This is a genomic window from Enterobacter sp. CFEC122 (genome assembly GCF_052983755.1).
The window spans coordinates 12,620-34,959 of record NZ_JBRIQR010000036.1; the positions used below are offsets into that span (position 1 = coordinate 12,620).

Annotated in this window: 21 protein-coding genes; 17 read left to right on the plus strand and 4 right to left on the minus strand. The window is 57.6% G+C overall.

Annotated features, from left to right (window positions below; genetic code table 11):
• The first annotated feature begins 2 nt into the window (after positions 1-2).
• Genes ACVCAM_RS20495 through ACVCAM_RS20510 form a run of 4 tightly spaced genes read left to right on the plus strand, consistent with a single transcriptional unit; the run spans position 3 to position 4,966 of the window.
• Positions 3-1,517, plus strand: coding sequence for an ABC transporter substrate-binding protein (locus ACVCAM_RS20495; RefSeq protein ID WP_023343412.1), 1,515 nt, complete (start codon positions 3-5; stop codon positions 1,515-1,517).
• A gap of 18 nt (positions 1,518-1,535) precedes the next feature.
• Positions 1,536-2,477, plus strand: coding sequence for an ABC transporter permease (locus ACVCAM_RS20500; RefSeq protein WP_407223077.1), 942 nt, complete (start codon positions 1,536-1,538; stop codon positions 2,475-2,477).
• 2 nt (positions 2,478-2,479) lie between these two features.
• Entirely contained in the window at positions 2,480-3,355 is an 876-nt protein-coding gene (locus ACVCAM_RS20505) for an ABC transporter permease (protein ID WP_087450630.1), read from the plus strand.
• Positions 3,356-3,364: 9 nt separating this feature from the next.
• Entirely contained in the window at positions 3,365-4,966 is a 1,602-nt protein-coding gene (locus tag ACVCAM_RS20510) for a gamma-glutamyltransferase family protein (protein ID WP_021242874.1), read from the plus strand.
• A gap of 57 nt (positions 4,967-5,023) precedes the next feature.
• Here ACVCAM_RS20510 and ACVCAM_RS20515 read toward each other — a convergent pair whose 3' ends face one another.
• A complete protein-coding gene (locus ACVCAM_RS20515) occupies positions 5,024-5,794 on the minus strand; it encodes an amidohydrolase (RefSeq protein WP_008500265.1) in 771 nt (256 codons plus the stop codon).
• Between the two features lie 109 nt (positions 5,795-5,903).
• Positions 5,904-8,348 carry an acyl-CoA dehydrogenase FadE gene (gene fadE / locus ACVCAM_RS20520; protein ID WP_032654786.1) on the minus strand — a complete coding sequence of 815 codons (2,445 nt, stop codon included), beginning with the start codon at positions 8,346-8,348 and terminating at the stop codon, positions 5,904-5,906.
• 239 nt (positions 8,349-8,587) lie between these two features.
• On the opposite strand from fadE, the gene lpcA reads away from it, so the two are divergent.
• Complete coding sequence (gene lpcA, locus ACVCAM_RS20525) at positions 8,588-9,166, plus strand: D-sedoheptulose 7-phosphate isomerase (RefSeq protein WP_407223078.1); 579 nt, start codon at positions 8,588-8,590, stop codon at positions 9,164-9,166.
• Between the two features lie 48 nt (positions 9,167-9,214).
• The gene (locus ACVCAM_RS20530; protein ID WP_008500262.1) at positions 9,215-9,982 is read left to right on the plus strand and encodes a class II glutamine amidotransferase; all 768 of its coding nucleotides are present in this window, start codon (positions 9,215-9,217) and stop codon (positions 9,980-9,982) included.
• On the opposite strand, the gene dpaA is transcribed toward ACVCAM_RS20530, so the two are convergent.
• Complete coding sequence (gene dpaA, locus ACVCAM_RS20535) at positions 9,953-10,693, minus strand: peptidoglycan meso-diaminopimelic acid protein amidase (RefSeq protein WP_008500261.1); 741 nt, start codon at positions 10,691-10,693, stop codon at positions 9,953-9,955. The two genes, ACVCAM_RS20530 and dpaA, sit on opposite strands and share 30 nt — an antisense overlap.
• A gap of 298 nt (positions 10,694-10,991) precedes the next feature.
• Between dpaA and ACVCAM_RS20540 the strand changes: the two genes are divergently transcribed.
• The 8 genes from ACVCAM_RS20540 to dinB all read left to right on the plus strand — a co-directional run bounded on the left by ACVCAM_RS20540 (position 10,992) and on the right by dinB (position 18,200).
• The gene (locus ACVCAM_RS20540; protein WP_032664053.1) at positions 10,992-12,335 is read left to right on the plus strand and encodes a Na(+)-translocating NADH-quinone reductase subunit A; all 1,344 of its coding nucleotides are present in this window, start codon (positions 10,992-10,994) and stop codon (positions 12,333-12,335) included.
• 3 nt (positions 12,336-12,338) lie between these two features.
• Positions 12,339-13,574 (plus strand): NADH:ubiquinone reductase (Na(+)-transporting) subunit B, encoded by a 1,236-nt coding sequence (locus tag ACVCAM_RS20545; protein WP_008500258.1) that lies wholly within the window; start codon positions 12,339-12,341, stop codon positions 13,572-13,574.
• The gene (locus ACVCAM_RS20550; RefSeq protein ID WP_023293210.1) at positions 13,567-14,361 is read left to right on the plus strand and encodes a Na(+)-translocating NADH-quinone reductase subunit C; all 795 of its coding nucleotides are present in this window, start codon (positions 13,567-13,569) and stop codon (positions 14,359-14,361) included. Before ACVCAM_RS20545 ends, ACVCAM_RS20550 begins: the two co-directional genes overlap by 8 nt.
• Entirely contained in the window at positions 14,354-14,992 is a 639-nt protein-coding gene (locus ACVCAM_RS20555; protein ID WP_008500256.1) for an NADH:ubiquinone reductase (Na(+)-transporting) subunit D, read from the plus strand. The genes ACVCAM_RS20550 and ACVCAM_RS20555 overlap by 8 nt, the downstream gene beginning before the upstream one ends.
• Positions 14,993-14,998: 6 nt before the next feature.
• Positions 14,999-15,595, plus strand: coding sequence for an NADH:ubiquinone reductase (Na(+)-transporting) subunit E (gene nqrE / locus ACVCAM_RS20560; RefSeq protein ID WP_008500255.1), 597 nt, complete (start codon positions 14,999-15,001; stop codon positions 15,593-15,595).
• Positions 15,596-15,605: 10 nt separating this feature from the next.
• The gene (nqrF, locus tag ACVCAM_RS20565; protein WP_008500254.1) at positions 15,606-16,829 is read left to right on the plus strand and encodes an NADH:ubiquinone reductase (Na(+)-transporting) subunit F; all 1,224 of its coding nucleotides are present in this window, start codon (positions 15,606-15,608) and stop codon (positions 16,827-16,829) included.
• On the plus strand, positions 16,829-17,032 hold the full coding sequence (gene nqrM / locus ACVCAM_RS20570; RefSeq protein WP_023615899.1) for a (Na+)-NQR maturation NqrM: 204 nt from the start codon (positions 16,829-16,831) through the stop codon (positions 17,030-17,032). The genes nqrF and nqrM overlap by 1 nt, the downstream gene beginning before the upstream one ends.
• Positions 17,033-17,141: 109 nt before the next feature.
• Positions 17,142-18,200: a DNA polymerase IV gene (gene dinB / locus ACVCAM_RS20575; protein ID WP_008500252.1), complete on the plus strand. Its 1,059-nt coding sequence runs from the start codon at positions 17,142-17,144 to the stop codon at positions 18,198-18,200.
• Between the two features lie 76 nt (positions 18,201-18,276).
• Here dinB and pepD read toward each other — a convergent pair whose 3' ends face one another.
• On the minus strand, positions 18,277-19,734 hold the full coding sequence (gene pepD / locus ACVCAM_RS20580) for a cytosol nonspecific dipeptidase (RefSeq protein WP_069597903.1): 1,458 nt from the start codon (positions 19,732-19,734) through the stop codon (positions 18,277-18,279).
• 260 nt (positions 19,735-19,994) lie between these two features.
• Here pepD and gpt point away from each other — a divergent pair, with 260 nt between their 5' ends.
• The 3 genes from gpt (at position 19,995) to crl (ending at position 22,263) form a co-directional block, all read left to right on the plus strand.
• Positions 19,995-20,453, plus strand: coding sequence for a xanthine phosphoribosyltransferase (gpt, locus tag ACVCAM_RS20585; RefSeq protein ID WP_003863205.1), 459 nt, complete (start codon positions 19,995-19,997; stop codon positions 20,451-20,453).
• 106 nt (positions 20,454-20,559) lie between these two features.
• The gene (gene frsA / locus ACVCAM_RS20590; protein WP_008500250.1) at positions 20,560-21,804 is read left to right on the plus strand and encodes an esterase FrsA; all 1,245 of its coding nucleotides are present in this window, start codon (positions 20,560-20,562) and stop codon (positions 21,802-21,804) included.
• A 57-nt stretch (positions 21,805-21,861) separates the two neighbouring features.
• Positions 21,862-22,263, plus strand: a complete 402-nt coding sequence (crl, locus tag ACVCAM_RS20595; protein ID WP_008500249.1) for a sigma factor-binding protein Crl — start codon at positions 21,862-21,864, stop codon at positions 22,261-22,263.
• Positions 22,264-22,340 lie beyond the last annotated feature (77 nt).

Below are 22,340 nucleotides of genomic sequence, written 5' to 3' on the forward strand. Positions count from 1 at the left end.
TAATGACAATGCGTAATTCTCTTTTGACCGTACTGGGAAGTGTTATGTTGCTTGGCGCGGCGCTGCCCGCCCATTCTGAAAGCGTGCTGCGTATTGGCCTGGGGGCTGACCCGGACATGCTCGACCCGCATCTGGCGCGCACCTACTATGGCCGCTTCGTCTTTGCCTCCCTGTGCGACAGGCTGGTGGATGTGGATGAAAACCTGAAGGTCGTCCCCGGTCTGGCCAAAGACTGGGCGTGGAGTGACGACGGTAAAACCCTGACGCTCAACCTGCGCGAAGGCGTGACCTTCCACGACGGTGAGAAATTCGATGCCGCCGCGGCAAAATACAACCTCGACCGCGCCCTGACCTTAAAAGGCTCCCTGCGTAAAAGCGAGATCTCCTCCGTTGAATCGGTCGAGGTCACCGGTCCGATGCAGATTGCCCTGCACCTGAAGACGCCGGATGCGGCACTGCTGATGCAGCTCACCGACCGTGCGGGCGCCATGATGGCCCCTGAAGCGGCAAAAAAGCCTGACTTTGCCGCCCATCCGGTCTGTTCCGGCCCGTATAAATTCGACAGCCGCGTGTCCCAGGACCGCATCGTTCTGACCCGCTTCGACAACTACTGGAACAAAGACGCCTACCACTTCGACAAAATCATCTATCTGCCGATCCCGGATGCCTCCGTGCGCCTCGCGAACCTGCGCGCGGGCGATCTTGATCTGACCGAAGGCATCGCCGCCAGCGACGTTAAAACCGTCGAAGCCGACAGCAAGCTGGCGCTGGCGAAGGTGACCGGTCTGGGCTATCAGGGCATCACTTTCAACATCAATAACGGCAAGGTGCCCGCCAACGATCCGTTCAAGGACGCTCGAGTACGCGAGGCGTTTTCTCAGGCCATCGACCGCGATGCGCTAAACCAGGTGGTCTTTGAAGGGTTGTATACGCCAGCCAACCAGGCGTTTTCCACGGTGAGTCCGTATCACGTCAACCTGCCGGTCCCGCCGCGTGACGTCGATAAAGCCAAAGCCCTGCTCAAAGCGGCAGGCGTCACCGCGCCGCTGACCGTCAACCTGCTGGTGCCGAACAACCCAACCTCGCAGCAGGTAGGGCAGGTGCTGCAGGCTATGGTCGCCGAGGCGGGCTTTAACCTGAACCTGCAGATGACCGAATTCGCCACGCTGCTGGACCGCCAGCAGAGCGGGGACTATCAGCTGAGCTTCTCCGGCTGGTCGGGGCGCCCGGATCCGGACGGCAGCATCTACGGCTTTATCAACAGCAAAGGCACCCTGAACGACGGCCGCTACAGCAACGCGCAGGTCGATGAGTGGCTGACCCAGGCGCGCCAGAGTACCGACCAGGCCGCGCGCCAGCCGCTGTACGACAAGGTGGTGAAGCAGCTGCAAACCGACATGCCGATTGCCTACCTCTACTTCGAGCCGCGTATTTTTGGCCTGAACAAAAGCGTGCAGGGCTTTAAGCCGTACCCGGACGGCATCGTGCGTCTGGCTGGCTTAACGCTTGCGAAATAAGTGTCCTGAGGAGAGCCCATGCTGGAACTGATTTGCAAACGTCTGCTGCTGGCCGTCCCGACGCTGTTGCTGGTGAGCATGATGGTGTTTGGGCTGCAAAAGCTGCTGCCTGGCGACCCGCTGATCGCCATGGCAGGCGAGGAGCGCGACCCGGTAGTTATCGCTCAGCTGCGTGCGGAGCTGAACCTCGATGCCCCGATCCCGGTGCAGTATTTCCACTGGCTGACGCGGGCGCTGCAGGGCGATCTGGGCGTCTCCTTACGCACGCACGAGCCGGTGACGCAGCTGATTGCCAGCAAGCTGCCGGTGACGCTTGAGCTGTCGCTGCTGGCGATGATTATCGCGCTGGTGTTTGGCATCAGCATGGGGATCCTCGCGGCGGTGAACAAAAACAGCTGGGTCGATCACGGGGCGAACTTCGTGGCGATCTCGGGGATCTCGATCCCGCACTTCTGGCTGGGGATCCTGTTGATTCTGGTCTTTTCGGTAAACCTGCAGTGGCTGCCTGCCTCCGGCTACGTGCCGTTCAGTGAAGATCCGCTCCAGAACCTGCGCACGCTGCTGCTGCCCGCGTCCGTGCTCGGAACGGGGCTCGCGGCAACGCTGATGCGCCACACCCGCGCCTCGATGATTGCGGTACTGAAGGCGGACTACATCCGCACCGCGCGGGCGAAAGGGCTGCTGCCGAAGGCGGTGATCCTGAAGCACGCGTTCCGCAACGCGCTGGTGCCGGTGATCACCCTCACCACGCTGCTGTTTGGCGAACTGCTGGGCGGCGCGGTGCTGACCGAGCAGGTGTTCACCATTCCGGGCTTCGGCAAGATGATCGTCGATTCGGTATTTAACCGTGATTATGCGGTGGTGCAGGGCGTGGTGCTGATCGTCGCCATCGGCTTCCTGATGCTCAACCTGCTGGCCGACGTGCTTTACGTCCTTATCAACCCGAAAATGCGAGGCTAACGATGGCGGAAATGACGACCCAAACCGTTGCGCCCGCACTACCGCGGGCGCAAAACCGGGTATTGAAAAAATTCCTCGCCAATAAAAGCGCGGTCATTGGCGCGGCAGTGGTGGGGTTCTTTGTGCTGGTGGCGCTGCTGGCGCCGTGGATCGCCCCGTTCGACCCGGTCAAAGCCAACTTCCTGGCGGTGCGCAAAGCGCCGTCGGCGATGTACTGGTTCGGCACCGACGAGCTGGGGCGAGACATCCTATCCCGCATTATCTGGGGGGCGCGCACCTCGCTGATGGCGGGCTGTATGTCTGTGGTGATTGCCGTGGTTATCGGCGTACCGCTGGGGCTGGTGGCGGGTTACTTCCAGAAGATGTGGGACGGCGTCATCTCGCGCGTGATCGAGGCGCTGCTGGCCTGCCCGTTCCTGATCATGGCGATCGCGCTGGGGGCGTTTTTGGGCCCGAGCCTGACGAACGCGATGATCGCCATCGGCCTTTCCGCGATGCCGATCTTCGCCCGCCTGACGCGCGGCCAAGTGATCGCCATTCGCAACGAAGAGTACATCGACGGCGCGCGGGCTATTGGCCTGCCGGATCGCTGGATCATCATCAAGTACGTTCTGCCCAACGTGATGTCGCCGATTCTGGTCCAGGCCACGCTGGCGATTGCCTCGGCGATAATCGCTGAAGCCAGCCTGTCGTTTTTGGGGCTGGGACAGCAGCCGCCCAATCCATCCTGGGGCTCCATGCTCAACACCGCCAAAGGTTTTCTTGAACAGGCCCCGTGGATGTCCATTTTCCCCGGCGTGGCGATTTTCCTTGCCGTGCAGGGCTTTAATTTACTCGGCGACGGGCTGCGCGATGCGCTCGATCCGCGCCACGACTAAGGAGTCATGATGACCAAAGCGCTAGATTTTACGTCCGGTTACGCTTCACGCCGTCCGCCGATGCTGGGCCATAACGCCGTTGCGACGTCTCAGCCGCTGGCGGCGCAGGCGGGAATGAAGATGCTGCAGCTGGGGGGGAATGCCGTGGATGCGGCCATAGCCGCCGCCATGGCGCTGACGGTGGTCGAGCCGACCGGCAACGGCATCGGCAGCGACGCCTTTGCTATCGTCTGGGACGGTGAAAAGCTGCACGGCCTGAACGCCTCCGGTCGTTCGCCTGCGAGCTGGCACGCGGATCTGTTTGCCGGAAAAACCGCGGTGCCCGAAATCGGCTGGGACGCGGTGACCGTGCCGGGGGCGGTATCCGGCTGGGTCGCCCTGGCGGAACGCTTCGGCACGCTGCCGTTGACCACCCTGGCGCAGCCCGCCATTGACTACGCGCGCAACGGCTTCCCGGTCTCCCCGCTGATTGGGCATCTCTGGCAGCGCGGCTATAACAAGCTGAAAGATCAGCCGGGCTTCAGCGCCTGTTTCGCCCCGGAAGGCCGCGCCCCGCGCGTGGGGGAGATCTTCCGTAACCCGGCGCAGGCGAACTCGCTTGAGCTGATTGCCCGCACCAACGGCGAAGCCTTTTACCGCGGTGAGCTGGCGCAGAAAATTGCCGCCTTCGCCAGAGAGCATGGCGCGCACCTGACGGCCGAGGATCTGGCCAACCACCGCGTGGACTGGGTAGAACTGCTGTCACGCGACTTTGCGGGCGGCTCGGTGCAGGAGCTGCCGCCAAACGGGCAGGGGATCGCCACGCTGATTGCGCTCGGCATTCTTGAGCAGTGCGGCATTGAGAAGCATCATCCGGATTCCGTGCAGTCTCTGCATCTCTCTATCGAGGCAATGAAGCTGGCGCTGGCGGATCTCGACCGCTACGTGGCAGACGAAGCACACATGGCGTTTGCGGCGAAAGAACTGCTGAGCGACCATTACCTGAAGTCGCGTGCGGCGCTGATCAACCACGACAGCGCATCTGATTTTGTCTACGGTTCCCCGACGCAGAGCGGCACGGTCTACATCAGCACCGCGGACGCCAGCGGGATGATGGTCTCGTTTATTCAGTCCAACTATATGGGCTTCGGTTCAGGCATTGTGGTGCCGGATACCGGGATCAGCCTGCAAAACCGGGGCTGCGGCTTTGTGCTGGATCCAAATCACCCGAACGCGCTGGCGGGCAGCAAGCGCCCGTTCCACACCATCATTCCGGGCTTTGCGATGGACGGCAACGGCCAGCCGCTGATGTCCTTCGGCGTGATGGGCGGCCCGATGCAGGCGCAGGGGCACATGCAGATGGCGCTACGCATCATGCTGCACGGGCAAAACCCGCAGGCGGCAATCGATGCGCCGCGCTGGCGCGTGGTGCAGGGCAGGGAGGTGATCGTTGAATCGACGTTCGATCGCAACACGATTGCCGCGCTGCGCGAGCGCGGGCATCAAATTGTGGTGGAAGATCCGCTTCAGGATTACAACTTCGGTGGTGCACAGGTGATTTACCGCCTGCCGGAAGGACACTACGTGGCGGCGACGGAAAGCCGCAAAGACGGGCAGGCGTTGGTGAGTTAAAAGAAGCGAGCAACATTGGTAGGCCGGGTAAGGCGTAGCCGCCACCCGGCTTTTTTTTCACTCAATGCTAAAAGGATCCGCATCCTGCCACGCCGGAAACTTCTCCCGGTACTCCTTCAGCGCCGTCAAGGACAGCTCCGCATCAATACGCGTCGCCTGATGCGGCTCTGCGGTGGCGATGATCTCGCCCTGCGGATTCACCACCCGGCTGTCGCCGCGATAGTGATGCCCGTTGCCGTCCGTCCCCACGCGGTTGCAGCCCACCACGTACGCCTGGTTCTCAATCGCGCGCGCCACCAGCAGCGACTGCCAGTGCAGGGAGCGCGGTGCAGGCCAGTTGGCCACATACAGCGCCAGGTCGTAATCGTTGCGGTTACGCGACCACACCGGGAAGCGCAGGTCGTAGCAGACCAGCGGCAGAATGCGCCAGCCGCGCCACTCGAACACCACGCGTTCGTTACCGGCTTCATAGTGATGGTGCTCATCCGCCATACGGAACAGGTGACGCTTGTCGTAGAAATGCACCTTTCCTTCCGGCTCGACCAGCAGGAAGCGGTTCACCGGGCCGCGCTCCGTTTGCAGCGCGGCGCTACCGGCAATCAGCGCGTTGGTCTGCTGCGCTTTGGCATGCATCCAGGCGACCACCTCCTCCTGCGGCATTGACTGTTTTGCCGCTTCCATGGCGAAGCCGGTGGTGAACATTTCCGGCAGGACAATCACATCGCGCCCGGTAATGTCCTCGAGTTGACGATCGAAGTGGCGCAGGTTGGCGGGGCCATCCATCCACACTAAAGGTTGCTGCAAAATAGAAATCTTCAGACCAGGCACGATACAGACTCCTCAAACGACCACTTTTTGACACTGTAGCACGACATAACGAGAAAATGTGGCAATAAAAAACCCCGCGCGAGGCGGGGTTTAGGTAAGCGAAAACGCGTTATGCCGCTTCAGGTTTACGGTGCTTCTCCGGCAGCTTTACCGGCTGCGTCGCCAGCTCGTCCGGTTCGAAATCATCCACGTTAATGCTGCGCAAACGGCTCTCTTCGGCTTTCACCAGCAGAGCGGCCTCATCTTTATTGATAATGCCACCGGCCAGCGCCTGTTTTGCCAGTTCGTCCAGACGGGTAAACGGCAGGTTTTTGCCCAGCTGTTTACAGATCTTCTGGTGAATCGGATCGGCGGCCATCACGTCAAGCAGCGCCTCTTCCAGCAGACCCACCGGGTTATGCGGCGTCGGTGCCAGGTACTGACCGCGACCGATACGGGAACGGGTTGCGCTCGGAACCTGCAGGATCTTCGCCACTTTGTGGTCCAGCCTGTCGGACGGTGCCAGATGGTGACGACCGGTCGGGAAGATCACCACGCGCAGGGCGCCTGCCACGAAGCGGTTCGGGAAGTTTGCCAGCAGATCGTCAATCGCCTGTTCAGCCTGATACAACGCATCCTGCACGCCCCAGTGCACCAGGGGCAGATCCGCTTCCTGACGGCCTTCGTCGTCGTAACGTTTCAGGACCGCAGAGGCCAGGAAGATCTGGCTCAGCACATCGCCCAGACGGGCAGAGATACGTTCGCGACGCTTCAGGCTGCCGCCCAGTACCGCCATGGAAACGTCGGACAGCAGGGCCAGGTTGGCGCTCAGACGGTTCAGATGCTGATAATAACGTTTAGTTGCATCGCCGGTCGGCGTGGCGCTGGTAAGGCCGCGCGTCAGGCCCAGCCAGAAGCTGCGCACCTTGTTGCTGCCCACGTGACCGATATGTTTGAACAACAGCTTATCGAAGGCATCCACGTCGTTGTTCTGCGCAGCGGCCATCTCTTCCAGCACGTAAGGATGGCAGCGAATTGCGCCCTGACCGAAGATCATCATGCTGCGGGTCAGGATGTTTGCCCCTTCCACGGTGATAGCAATCGGTGCGCCCTGATAGCCGCGCGCCAGGAAGTTGCCTTCGCCGAGCATAATGCCTTTACCGCCCGCGATATCCATCGCGTCAATAATTGACTGCTGCGCGCGGTGGGTACAATGGTACTTCACAATGGCCGACAGTACGGCTGGTTTTTCGCCCAGCATAATGCCGTAGGTAATCAGCGTGGCGGCAGCGTCCATCACGTAGGCGTTGCCCGCGATACGCGCCAGCGGCTCTTCGATACCTTCCATCTTGCCGATGGAGATTTTGAACTGACGGCGGATGTGCGCGTAGGCACCAATCCCCATCGCCACCGACTTCAGACCGCCGGTTGAGTTCGACGGCAGGGTAATGCCGCGGCCCACCGACAGACATTCCACCAGCATACGCCAGCCCTGACCGGCCATTTTTGGACCACCGATGATGTAATCAATCGGCACAAAGATATCCTGGCCGCGGGTTGGACCGTTCTGGAACGGCACGTTCAATGGGAAGTGACGACGACCAATCTCAACGCCCGGGGTGGAGGTTGGGATCAGCGCACAGGTAATGCCCAGATCTTCTTCGCCGCCCAGCAGTCTTTCCGGGTCAGAGAGCTTAAAGGCCAGACCCAGCACGGTGGCGATAGGGGCCAGCGTGATATAACGCTTGTTCCAGGTCAGGCGCATGCCCAGCACCTGCTCGCCCTGCCACTCGCCCATGCAGACCACGCCGGTATCCGGAATCGCGCCCGCATCGGAGCCTGCTTCCGGGCTGGTCAGCGCGAAGCAAGGGATTTCCTGACCGCGTGCCAGACGCGGCAGGTAGTGATCTTTTTGCTCTTCGGTACCGTAATGCTGCAGCAGTTCGCCCGGGCCTAAGGAGTTAGGCACGCCAACGGTAATCGCCAGGATGCCGGAAACGCCTGCCAGCTTTTGCAGGACGCGAGCCTGAGCGTAGGCGGAGAACTCCAGACCGCCGTACTCTTTCTTAATGATCATCGCGAAGAAGCGATGCTCTTTCAGGTACGCCCACAGCTCTGGCGGCAGGTCGGCCATTTCATGGGTGATGGCAAAGTCGTTCGCCATACGGCAGGCTTCTTCTACCGGGCCGTCAATAAACGCCTGCTCTTCCGCGGTCAGACGCGGCTGCGGGTAGTTATGCAGCTTTTTCCAGTCCGGATTACCCTGGAACAGGTCGCCTTCCCACCAGGTGGTGCCCGCATCAATCGCTTCTTTTTCAGTACGCGACATGGGCGGCATCACCTTGCGGAAGCCTTTGAACACCGGTGCAGAAATCATTGATTTACGCATCGGGGCAAAGTTAAACGGCAGAAGGATGATGGCAAGAGGGACTAAAAGCCAGATAGTCCAGAGACCTGCGACGCCAAGCGCAGCCGTCCAGGCCAGAAGAATCAGGCTGCTCAGGAATAAACTGACGCGGTGATAGAACAACACACCGAGCAGAACAACGGTTGCGAGAATGCTCAAAATCATCATAAAGAAAAGCTCCCTTGCTTGTAGGAGGTCTGACCACTTGTGATGATATGGTTGTAGTTGATGTTATTTCCTTTAGCAATGTGTTTACAAAATAATTACAACCTGGTTCACATTGTTCGCGTTTTACCCGGCACGAAAAAGCAAAACGCCGGACGTTTCGCATGGCTTTAGCTTCTCGCTTTTCCCGCTATCCGGTACACTCCACTGTGTTATTTCATCAATACTGAAGGATTATCCTCATGTACCAGGATCTTATTCGTAACGAACTGAACGAAGCGGCGGAAACGCTGGCGAACTTTCTGAAAGATGATGCCAATATTCACGCTATTCAGCGCGCGGCGGTCCTGCTGGCCGACAGCTTCAAAGCGGGTGGCAAAGTGCTCTCCTGCGGTAACGGCGGCTCTCACTGCGACGCGATGCACTTCGCAGAAGAGCTGACCGGACGCTATCGCGAAAACCGTCCTGGCTACCCGGCGATTGCGATTTCCGACGTGAGCCACATCTCCTGCGTAGGCAACGACTTCGGTTACGACCACATCTTCTCTCGCTACGTTGAAGCGGTAGGCCGTGAAGGCGACGTGCTGCTGGGGATTTCTACCTCCGGCAACTCCGGTAACGTGATCAAAGCGATCGCCGCCGCGCGTGAAAAAGGGATGAAAGTCATCACCCTGACGGGCAAAGATGGCGGTAAGATGAACGGTACGGCGGATGTTGAAATTCGCGTTCCGCACTTCGGTTATGCTGACCGCATTCAGGAAATTCACATCAAAGTGATCCACATCCTGATCCAGCTGATCGAAAAAGAGATGGCTAAGTAAGACTTCGCTGGGGGGCGCCGGTGCCCCCCGCTGTTGTGGAGGTGATGTATGTGCGAACTGCTCGGGATGAGCGCCAATGTGCCAACCGATATCTGCTTTAGCTTCACCGGGCTGGTGCAGCGCGGTGGAGGAACCGGGCCGCATAAAGACGGCTGGGGCATCACCTTCTACGAAGGCAAAGGGTGTCGCACGTTCAAAGATCCACAGCCCAGCTTTAACTCACCGATTGCCAAACTGGTGCAGGACTATCCTATCAAGTCCCGCTCGGTGATCGCCCACATTCGCCAGGCTAACCGTGGCGAAGTGGCGCTGGAAAATACCCATCCGTTTACCCGTGAGCTGTGGGGCCGAAACTGGACCTACGCGCACAACGGGCAACTCACGGGCTATAAGTCGCTGGAAACGGGCAATTTCCGCCCGGTAGGCGAAACCGACAGTGAAAAAGCCTTCTGCTGGCTGCTGCACAAGCTGACGGAGCGCTATCCCCGCACGCCAGGCAATATGGCTGCCGTGTTTAAATACATCGCGACGCTGGCGACCGAGCTACGCGAAAAAGGCGTGTTCAACATGCTGCTCTCAGACGGCCGCTATGTGATGGCGTTCTGCTCGACGAATTTGTTCTGGATCACCCGCCGTGCGCCGTTTGGCGTGGCAACGCTGCTCGATCAGGATGTGGAGATAGACTTTCAGAAGGAGACCACACCGAACGATGTGGTCACTGTTATTGCAACGCAGCCGCTGACGGGCAACGAAACCTGGCAAAAGATTATGCCAGGCGAGTGGGTGCTATTTTGTCTCGGGGACCGTGTAATTTGACGCCAGCTGTGGATGGACAACTTCGTGGCTCAGCGGCTTGCTGACCACGTAACGGCCATCCACAACCGAGACAACAGGCGGCTTGTGAGTCTGCTCGAAGTAGTCATAGCCGGGTTTCAGCTGTTTCCAGAAATCCGCGTAGTACGAATACTTGTGACGCGCCATGTTGGCATCCGTCATGCGGAACGGATAGATGCTGACCTGAACGTTTGGCTGACCAAAGACCAACGCGCCGGTGACAAACTGGAAAATCTCATCAATGCCGGAATCGGTCATCGCGTAGCAGCCGATAGACACGCAAGCACCGTGGATCATCAGGTATTTACCTTCATAACCGTGTGCACGGTCATAGGCATTCGGGAAACCGATATTGATGGCTTTATAGAAACGGCTGTCTGGTTTGAGCTGGCTACGCTGAACGTTGTAAAACCCTTCCGGACTTTTGAAATCGCCCTGACGCTGTTTTGGCCCTAATCCACCGGAGTAGTTACATATTTTGTAGCTATCAAGCAGCTGATACGTCTCACCCATTTTTACAAACAGATCGAGAGTGCGTTCTTCCTTGAAGATCTGAATATAAACCGGCGATCCCATTAACTGCTGTTTATATTCTTTGCTGATCGGCGTCGTTGAGCTATTACTGCTGAGCAGTCCGGCAAACGACATGCACGGAATCAGAAGCATCGCAATGAACAATGCGATTTTACGCATACTACTAGTTCCTTGATAAAACCATGACCAACTTGCCAGGACGGCAAAAGAGACCCGAAATCAGATTATTCTGTTAGGAGCGCTCACATTAGCACCGCTATAGATTTTCGCAAGAGCCGGGCGGTGAGTTTACAAATTAGTTTTACTTTATAAACCATCAAAATCGCGATGGCTCCAGGAACTTTGCGCATTAGCTCGCAATTTGGCGCGCGCGACGGCGGATTCGCTGCCCGCGAGAAGGGGAAAATGTTACACTTCGCGGCCACTGGATTGTTGTTCATGGAAACCTGCTAACCACATGTTTAAAATCAAAAAAGGACTTGATCTGCCGATTGCAGGCGTGCCCGCGCAGCACGTTTCGACAGGCGCAAGTGTCCGTCATGTCGCCATTGTGGGCGACGACTACCTGGGAATGCGTCCTTCGATGTTGGTACAGGAAGGCGATCGCGTGATCAAAGGCCAGGCGCTCTTTGAGGACAAAAAAAATCCCGGCGTGGTGTTTACAGCCCCCGCGAGCGGCACCGTTGTGGCGATCAACCGTGGCGAACGGCGCGTTCTGCAGTCGGTGGTGATCCGCATTGAAGGCGATGAACAGCGTGAATTCGCCCGTTACGATGCCGCAGACCTCGCGTCGCTGAGCCGTGAGGCTGTTCAGGCTCAGCTTCTGGCGTCCGGTTTATGGACCGCGCTTCGCACGCGTCCCTTCAGTAAATCCCCGGTTCCCGGCACGGAACCGGCCGCGATTTTCGTCACCGCAATGGATACCAACCCGCTCAGCGTGGATCCGCAGCCGGTTATCCTGGCACAGCGCAAAGCCTTTGATGCCGGGCTTACCGTTTTAACCCGTCTGACGTCGGGAAAAGTCCACGTTTGCCAGGCCGGTGGCGGCAAGCTTGGCGGTCATCCTCAGGGGCAGGTCACGTTTAATGAGTTTGCTGGCCCGCATCCGGCGGGTCTGGTCGGGACGCACATCCATTTCCTTGAGCCGGTGAGCCTGACGAAACAGGTCTGGCATCTTAATTATCAGGACGTCATCGCCATCGGTACGCTCTTCACCTCCGGAGAGCTGTGCGCGGAACGCATCATCGCCATCGGTGGGCCGCAGGCTGCAAACCCGCGTCTGGTGAAGACGCTGATTGGCGCGGATATCAATGAACTGCTGAACGAAGAAACCAAAGCAGGCGAAAACCGGCTGATTTCCGGTTCGGTCCTCAGTGGCCGCCATGCCGTGCAGGCGCACGCCTATCTGGGACGTTTCCATTTGCAGGTCAGCATTGTGCAGGAAGGCCGCGAGAAAGAGCTGTTCGGCTGGGTGCTGCCCGGTGCGGAAAAATACTCCGTCACCCGTACCACGCTGGGGCACTTCCTGCGTAATAAGCTGTTTAGCTTTTCGACCAGTACGCACGGCGGCGAGCGCGCTATGGTCCCGATTGGCAACTACGAGCGCGTCATGCCGCTGGATATTCTGCCGACCATGCTGTTGCGCGATCTGCTCGCCGGCGATACCGACAGCGCGCAGGCGCTGGGCTGTCTGGAACTGGACGAAGAAGATCTGGCGCTCTGTACCTATGTCTGTCCGGGAAAATACGAATATGGACCGGTATTGCGCGAGGTGTTAACCCGCATTGAGCAGGAAGGATAACCGATGGGCTTAAAACACCTCTTTGAAAAAATTGAGCCGCACTTTACCGAAGGGAAGCTCAAAAAGTACTACCCGCTGTATGAAGCCACGGCGACCATTTTCTACACGCCGGGGCTGGTGACGAAAGGAGCGGCGCACGTCCGTGACGCCATCGACCTTAAGCGGATGATGATCCTGGTGTGGTTTGCGGTCTTCCCGGCGATGTTCTGGGGGATGTACAACGTCGGTCTGCAGACCATTCCGGCGCTGCACCACATGTACGATGCGCAGCAGCTGGCGCAGGTGCTTCAGTCTGACTGGCACTACCGCCTGGCCCAGTCGTTAGGGGTGAGCTTTGCGCCAGACGCGGGCTGGGTGAGCATGATGACGCTGGGGGCGGTGTTCTTCCTGCCGATTTACATCACGGTCTTTATCGTGGGCGGCTTCTGGGAAGTGCTGTTTGCCATCATCCGTAAACATGAGATCAACGAAGGCTTCTTCGTGACCTCTATTCTGTTTGCCCTGATTGTTCCCCCGACGCTACCGCTCTGGCAGGCAGCGCTGGGCATCAGCTTTGGTGTGGTCATTGCCAAAGAGATCTTCGGCGGCACCGGGCGGAACTTCCTTAACCCGGCGCTGGCGGGGCGTGCGTTCCTCTTCTTTGCCTATCCGGCGCAAATCTCCGGCGACCTGGTCTGGACGGCGGCAGACGGTTTTTCCGGCGCGACGCCGCTTTCACAGTGGGCGGCACACGGCGGCGAAACGTTGGTGAACAACGCGACGGGTCAGCCTGTGACCTGGTTTGATGCCTTTATTGGCAACATTCCGGGTTCCATTGGTGAAGTTTCAACGCTGATGATTTTGATTGGTGGGGCGATCATCCTGTTTGGGCGCGTGGCCTCCTGGCGAATTGTGGCGGGGGTGATGATCGGCATGGTGCTGACCGCCACGATGTTCAACGTTATCGGTTCGACCACCAACCCAATGTTCTCCATGCCCTGGTACTGGCATCTGGTACTGGGTGGCTTCGCGTTTGGCATGATGTTCATGGCAACCGACCCCGTCTCTGCCTCGTTTACGGACAAAGGTAAATGGAGCTATGGCGTGCTCATTGGCGCGATGTGTGTCCTGATCCGCGTGGTCAACCCGGCGTACCCGGAAGGAATGATGCTGGCCATTCTGTTTGCCAACCTGTTTGCGCCACTCTTCGATTACCTGGTGGTGCGGGCCAACATTAAGCGGAGGAAGGCGCGTGGCTGAAGTTAAAAATAACGACAGTATCAGCAAAACGCTGCTGGTGGTGCTGGTGCTCTGTCTGGTCTGTTCGATTGTCGTGGCCGGCTCTGCCGTGGGGTTAAAACCCCTGCAGCAGGCGCAACGTGCGCTGGATAAACAGCGCAACATACTGGCCGTGGCCGGGTTGATGCAGGAAGGGATGAGTGCAGACGACGTCTCGGCGGTATTTGCGGAGCGTATTTCACCGCGTCTGGTGGATTTGAAAACCGGCCAGCTGCTGGATAAAGATCCGGCGAAGTATAACCAGGCGCTGGCGCTGAAAGATCCGCAGATGAGCCTGACGCTCGAGGCATCGCAAGATCCCGCCGGGATTAAGCGCCGCAGCAATCTCGCCGAAATTTATCTGGTGCGTGACCCCCAAAAACGCATTCAGGAAGTGGTGCTTCCTGTCTACGGCAACGGCCTGTGGTCAATGATGTATGCCTTTGTGGCGCTTGATACGGATGGCCGTACCGTAAAAGGCATTACGTATTACGACCAGGGCGAAACGCCGGGGCTGGGTGGCGAAGTAGAAAATCCGAACTGGCGGGCACAGTTTATCGGTAAGAAAGTGCTCGACGATAACGGTCTGCCTGCGCTGAAGGTGATGAAAGGGGCGGCACGTCCCGGTGACGACTACGCCGTCGACGGGCTGTCCGGCGCCACGCTCACCTCCAAAGGCGTGCAGCACAGTTTTGATTTCTGGATGGGCGAGCTGGGTTTTGGTCCTTTCCTGAAAAACGTACGTGAAGGAGCGCTGAACAATGGCTGATACCGGTGAACTGAAAGAAGTCAAAAAGGTGCTCATTGGCCCACTGCTGGCCAATAACCCGATCACGCTGCAGGTGCTGGGCGTCTGTTCAGCCCTGGCGGTGACGACCAAGCTAGAAACGGCGGTGGTGATGACGCTGGCGGTCACGCTGGTCACGGCATTTTCGAGCATGTTTATCTCGATGATCCGCCACCACATTCCCAACAGCGTGAGGATCATCGTGCAGATGGCGATCATCGCCTCGCTGGTGATCGTGGTCGATCAGCTGCTGCGCGCCTTCGCCTATGAAACCTCCAAACAGCTCTCGGTATTTGTCGGGCTGATCATCACCAACTGTATTGTGATGGGGCGTGCGGAAGCCTACGCCATGAAAATGCCGCCGCTGGCGAGTTTTATGGACGGTATCGGTAACGGCCTCGGCTACGGTGTGATCCTGCTGACCGTTGGCTTCCTGCGTGAGCTCATTGGCAGCGGTAAGCTGTTTGGCATCACGGTGCTGGACACGGTGCAAAACGGTGGATGGTATCTGCCAAACGGCCTGTTCCTGCTGGCTCCCAGCGCATTTTTCATTATCGGTTTGTTGATCTGGCTGATTCGTACCTTGAGACCAGAACAGCAGGAAAAGGAGTAACCGACGATGGCTCATTACCTGAGTTTGTTTGTGCGCGCGGTGTTTGTTGAAAACATGGCGCTCGCGTTTTTCCTCGGCATGTGTACGTTCCTTGCGGTGTCCAAAAAAGTGTCGACGGCATTTGGGCTGGGTATCGCGGTCACCGTGGTGCTTGGCTTATCTGTACCGATTAACAATCTGGTCTACAACTTTGTGCTGCGGGACGGCGCGCTGGTGGAAGGGGTTGACCTCAGCTTCCTGAACTTCATCACCTTTATTGGCGTGATTGCCGCGCTGGTGCAAATCCTGGAGATGATCCTCGATAAGTACTTCCCGTCGCTGTACAACGCGCTGGGGATCTTCCTGCCGCTGATCGCGGTGAACTGCGCCATCTTCGGCGGCGTCTCGTTTATGGTTCAGCGTGATTACAACTTCAGTGAATCCGTGGTGTACGGTTTCGGCTCCGGCATCGGCTGGATGCTGGCGATTGTCACCATGGCGGGGATCCGCGAAAAAATGAAATATGCCAACGTGCCTGCAGGCCTGCGTGGCTTAGGGATCACCTTTATCACCACCGGGCTGATGGCGCTGGGCTTCATGTCCTTCTCCGGTGTGCAGCTATAAGGGCTAACAGATGGAAATTATTCTTGGCGTGGTGATGTTCACGCTGATTGTACTGGTGCTGTCAGGGCTCATTCTGGCGGCGCGCGCGAAGCTGGTGAATTCCGGCGACGTAGTGATTGATATTAACGACGATCCGCAGAATCAGATCCGCACCCCTGCGGGAGATAAGCTGCTCAACACGCTGTCCGGTAACGGTATTTTTGTCTCCTCGGCCTGCGGCGGCGGCGGCTCCTGCGGGCAGTGCCGCGTGACGGTAAAAGAGGGTGGCGGCGATATTCTGCCCACCGAGCTGTCGCATATCACAAAGCGTGAGGCAAAAGAGGGCTGCCGTCTGGCCTGTCAGGTCGCAGTGCGTCAGAACATGAAGATTGAACTGCCGGAAGAGATTTTCGGCGTCAAAAAATGGGAATGTGAAGTTATCTCTAATGATAACAAAGCTACCTTTATCAAAGAGCTGAAGCTGCGGGTGCCGGAAGGGGAAGATGTCCCGTTCCGCGCCGGAGGATACATTCAGATTGAGTGCCCTGAGCATACCGTGGCGTATGCGGACTTTGACGTTCCGCAGGCGTACCGCGCCGACTGGGACAAATTCAATCTCTTCCGCTTTGTATCTGAGGTGAAAGAGCCGACGCTGCGCGCCTACTCGATGGCCAACTACCCGGAAGAGAAGGGTATTATTATGCTCAACGTGCGTATCGCCACGCCGCCACCGAATGTGCCGGATGCGCCGCCGGGCGTGATGTCATCATACATCTGGTCCCTGAAGCCGGGCGATAAGGTGACCATCTCCGGCCCGTTCGGTGAGTTCTTCGCGAAAGATACCGACGCGGAAATGGTCTTTATCGGCGGCGGTGCCGGCATGGCCCCGATGCGCTCGCACATCTTTGACCAGCTCAAGCGGCTCGGCAGCAAGCGTAAAATCAGCTTCTGGTACGGGGCGCGTTCGCTGCGTGAGATGTTCTACGATGATGAGTTTGAACAGCTGGCGCGTGAAAACCCGAACTTTACCTTCCACGTGGCGCTCTCCGATCCGCAGCCGGAAGATAACTGGACGGGCTATACGGGGTTCATCCACAACGTGCTGTATGAAAACTACCTTAAACAGCACCCGGCTCCCGAGGACTGCGAGTTCTATATGTGTGGTCCGCCGATGATGAACGCCGCCGTGATTAAGATGCTGAAAGATCTCGGCGTCGAAGATGAGAACATCATGCTCGATGACTTTGGAGGCTGATGATGCTGACGTTTCTGGCAACCTTTGTGGTTTTTGTACTTGTCATCTTTGGCATGTCTTTAGGCTGGATCGTTAAGCGGAAAAGCATTCAGGGCAGCTGCGGCGGTATTTCCTCCATTGGCATGGAGAAGGTCTGCGACTGCCCGGAACCGTGCGACGCCCGCAAAAAACGCATGGCGCGCGAGCAGCAGCGCATTATTTAAGTTTTTGTAGGCCGGGGTAAGGCAACGCCGCCACCCGGCATTCTTACATCTGCTTCTCAATCCTCATTTGTTTACTGTATACTTATCCAGTAATGAGTGAGGGCTTACTATGCGCAAAATAATCCATGTTGATATGGACTGCTTTTTTGCCGCAGTGGAGATGCGAGACAACCCGGCGCTGCGGGATATTCCCATCGCCATTGGCGGCAGCCGCGTTCAGCGTGGCGTTATCAGCACCGCCAACTACCCTGCGCGCAAATTTGGCGTGCGTAGCGCCATGCCGACGGCGATGGCCTTAAAGCTTTGCCCTCATCTCACGCTTCTGCCCGGGCGGTTCGACGCCTATAAAGAGGCTTCCCTTCATATTCGGGAAATCTTCTCCCGCTATACCTCTTTGATAGAACCGCTGTCGCTGGACGAAGCCTATCTCGATGTGACCGACAGCGTGCATTGCCACGGCTCCGCCACGCTGATGGCGCAGGAGATCCGCCAGACGATTTTCAACGAGCTGAACCTGACGGCATCTGCGGGGGTCGCGCCCGTTAAATTCCTTGCCAAAATCGCTTCGGATTTAAATAAGCCCAACGGCCAGTACGTCATTACGCCGGAAGAGGTGCCTGCATTTTTAAAAACGCTGCCGCTTGGCAAAATCCCCGGCGTCGGGAAAGTCTCCGCCGCAAAGCTGGAAAGCATGGGATTACGCACCTGCGAAGACGTGCAGCGAAGCGACCTCGCCATGCTGCTCAAGCGCTTCGGGAAGTTTGGCCGCGTGCTGTGGGAGCGCAGCCAGGGGATTGACGATCGCGATGTGAACAGCGAACGGCTGCGGAAATCCGTCGGCGTCGAGCGAACCCTCATTGAAGATATTCATGACTGGTCCGAATGCGAAACCATTATCACGGAACAGCTTTATCCTGAGCTGGAACGACGCTTAAGCAAGGTAAAACCGGACCTGCTGATTGCCCGTCAGGGCATCAAGCTCAAATTCAACGATTTCCAGCAGACCACGCAGGAACACGTCTGGCCGCGTCTGAACAAAGACGATCTTATCGCGACGGCAAAAAAGGCATGGGAAGAGCGACGAGGAGGGCGAGGGGTGAGGCTGGTGGGATTGCACGTCACGCTGCTGGATCCGCAGTTAGAGCGACAGCTGGTATTGGGATTGTAAAAAAGCCCGGTGCGCTACGCTTACCGGGCCTGGGTTTTTCACCCTATCCCTGTGGAACAGGGCTGGGGTGAGGGTATTACTTAACTGGGATCGCCTTCAGCAGTTCAGTCAGCAGCGTCCAGTAATGACCAACGCTTTCGATATGAACCTGCTCATCCGGCGAGTGCGGACCGGTAATGGTTGGCCCGATGGACACCATATCCATATCCGGATACGGTTTCTTGAACAGGCCACATTCCAGACCGGCGTGGATCACCTGAATGTTCGGCGTGCTGTTGAACAGACGCTGATAGGTTTCACGCACCAGCGCCATCACCGGAGAGCTTGCATCCGGCTGCCAGCCCGGGTAGCTGCCTTTTGCAGACGTTTTCGCGCCCGCCAGCGTGCCCAGAGATTCCAGCATGCTCACCACATACTCTTTACCGCTGTCGATAAGGGAGCGGATCAGGCAGATGATCTCCGCGCTGTCGTCGCTCATGGTCACCACGCCCACGTTCAGTGAGGTTTCCACTACGCCTTTCGCCACGTCAGAGTTGCGGATGACGCCGTTTGGCGTCGCGTTCAGCAGCTGAACGAAGGTGTCACGAGACTGCACGGTCAGCGCGGCTTTATCCGTGGAGACGGATTCCAGCACCACGGTCAGGTTCTTCTCTTTCGCCGACAGTTCGTTTTTCAGGATATCCAGGTACACGGTGGAGAGTTTTTTCAGCTCGTCGGCTTTTGCCGCTGGCACTGCCACGGTGGCGAAGGCTTCGCGCGGGATCGCGTTGCGCAGGGTACCGCCGTTGAAGTCTACCAGACGCAGATCCAGCTCGGCCGCATGGCCTGCCAGGAAGCGTGCCAGCAATTTATTGGCGTTGCCGAGACCCAGATGAATATCACCGCCGGAGTGGCCGCCTTTCAGCCCTTTCAGCGTCAGCTTGAAGGTCTGGAAACCGGCAGGAATCGCTTCGCGTGACAGCGGCAGGGTAGAGATGAAATCAATCCCGCCCGCGCAGCCCATGTAGATCTCGCCTTCTTCTTCGGAGTCGGTGTTGATCAGGATATCCGCCTGCAGCCAGTTCGCCTGCAGACCGAACGCCCCGTCCATGCCCGCTTCTTCGGTCATGGTCAGCAGCACTTCCAGTGGACCGTGCTCAACGCTGTCGTCAGCCAGCACGGCCAGCGCAGAGGCCATACCGATGCCGTTATCCGCACCCAGGGTGGTGCCGCGCGCTTTCACCCAGTCGCCGTCGATGTACGGCTGAATCGGGTCTTTGGTGAAGTCGTGAACGGTGTCGTTGTTCTTCTGTGGCACCATGTCCAGGTGCGCCTGCAGCACAACCGGTTTACGGTTTTCCATGCCTGCGGTGGCGGGTTTGCGGATCAGAATGTTGCCAACCTGGTCACGTTCCGCATGCAGATCTTTTTCCTTCGCCCAGCCCATAATATGTTCGGCAAGCTGTTCTTCATGGTAGGAAGGGTGTGGAATGGAGCAGATTTTGGCAAAAATATCCCACAGCGGCTGCGGAGATAGTTGAGACAGTTCAGACACGATAAGTCTCCTTGTCGAGGCGCTGCAAACAGGGTTGCAGGTCACAGGGTTAGCAGGTTAATAGTTACCACAAGTCAGGCTTGCGAGATGAAACTGAGAATACCACTTTCTCTGCTGGCTGGTAGCATAAAGCATGTAAAAACTCAGGCAGAGGGCGCTAAACACTGGTTTTTAGTGCGTCAGATCTCTATAATCTCGCGCAACCTATTTCCCCCTCGAACACTTTTTAAGCCGTATAAAAACAGGCTGGGACACTTCACATGAGCGAAAAATACGTCGTCACCTGGGACATGTTGCAGATTCACGCACGCAAACTGGCTGCGCGTCTGATGCCTTCCGAACAGTGGAAAGGCATTATTGCCGTCAGCCGTGGCGGTCTGGTACCGGGGGCGCTGCTGGCACGTGAGCTGGGTATTCGTCATGTCGATACCGTTTGCATCTCCAGCTATGACCATGACAACCAGCGCGAGCTGAAAGTGCTGAAACGCGCGGAAGGCGACGGTGAAGGCTTCATCGTTATTGATGACCTGGTGGATACCGGCGGTACCGCGGTGGCTATCCGGGAAATGTATCCGAAAGCACATTTCGTCACTATCTTCGCGAAGCCTGCTGGCCGCCCGCTGGTTGACGATTACGTGATTGATATTCCGCAGGATACCTGGATTGAACAACCATGGGATATGGGCGTGGTCTTCGTACCGCCAATCTCGGGTCGTTAATCACGTTCCGCAATTAATTTAACGCCCTGTGATGCCGGGCGTTGTTTTTTTTAGTCTGACGCGCGTTACAATAGTCTCTATACGACGTATTCATGGAGGCAATGCAATGACGCAGGCGAATCTCACCGAGACTCTCTTCAAACCCCGTTTCAAACACCCTGAAACGTCGACGCTGGTGCGTCGCTTCAATCCGGGTACTCAGCCTGCCGTCCAGTCTGCATTAGACGGTAAAAACGTGCCTCACTGGTATCGCATGATTAACCGCCTGATGTGGATCTGGCGCGGTATCGATCCCCGTGAAATCCTTGATGTGCAGGCACGTATCGTGATGAGTGAAGCCGAGCGTACCGACAGCGAGCTCTATGATACGGTAGTGGGCTACCGTGGCGGAAACTGGATCTACGAGTGGTCTAAACAGGCGATGCTCTGGCAGCAAAAAGCCAGCCAGGAAGAGGATGCCACGCGCAGCGGCAAACACTGGCTGCATGCGGCCAACCTCTATGCGATTGCCGCCTACCCGCATTTAAAAGGCGATGAGCTGGCCGAACAGGCGCAGGCGCTGGCGAATCGCGCCTACGAAGAGGCGGCTCAACGCCTGCCGGGCCAGATGCGCGAGCTTGAGTTCGCTGTTCCGGGCGGGGCGCCCGTTACCGGGTTCCTGCATATGCCCGAAGGTGAAGGCCCGTTCCCGACCGTGCTGATGTGCGGCGGGCTGGACTCTCTGCAAATTGACTATTACAGCCTGTATGAGCGCTACTTCGCACCAAAAGGGATCGCGATGCTGACGCTGGATATGCCCTCAATTGGCTTCTCCTCCAAATGGAAACTGACTCAGGATTCCAGCCTGCTGCACCAGCATGCGCTAAAAGCGCTGGAAAACATTCCGTGGGTTGACCACACCCGCGTGGCGGCATTTGGCTTCCGCTTTGGCGCAAACGTCGCGGTGCGTCTGGCTTACCTTGAATCCTCCCGCCTGAAAGCAGTCGCCTGCCTTGGACCGGTCGTTCACGCCCTGCTCAGCGATCCCGCACGCCAGGGGAGCGTGCCCGAAATGTACCTTGATGTGCTGGCCAGCCGTCTTGGCATGCATGATGCATCAGACGAAGCGCTGCGCGTTGAGCTCAATCGCTACTCTTTAAAAACGCAAGGGTTGCTGGGACGTCGCTGCCCGACGCCGATGCTGTCGGGGTTCTGGAAAAACGATCCGTTCAGTCCGGAAGAAGAGTCGCGCTTAATCACGTCGTCATCTGCGGATGGCAAACTGCTTGAGGTGCCGTTCAGCCCGGTCTATCAGAATTTCGATAAAGCTCTGAAGGAGATTACGCGCTGGATCGCTCAGAGATTGTGTTAATAGATTGCTAAATTTCGCTGGTTTGGTAAAACAGTGGCTTCACAAAAGGAGATCGCAATGACGTTACCGAGTGGACACCCGAAAAGTAGATTGATTAAGAAGTTCATGGCTCTTGGCCCGTATATTCGAGAAGAGCAGTGTGAAGAGAATCGCTTTTTTTTCGACTGCCTGGCTGTATGCGTCAACGTGAAGCCTGCACCCGAAAAACGTGAATTCTGGGGCTGGTGGATGGAAATGGAAGCAGAGGAAAAACGCTTTACGTATAGCTACCAGTTTGGCCTGTTTAATAAAGACGGTAACTGGCAGGCCACCACCATTAAAGATCAGGAAGTGATCGATCGCCTGGAATATACCCTGAAAGAGTTTCACGACAAAGCGAGCGCACTGCTGGCCACCCTGGACCTTAAGTTCGAGCCAGCGGATGATTTTTCCAGCGAAGCGGTGAAGCTGACCGCCTGATAGCGTCACAGCGCCGGGTGGCGGCTTCGCCTTACCCGGCCTACAAAATGCACTATCCCGTAGGCCCGGTAAGCGCA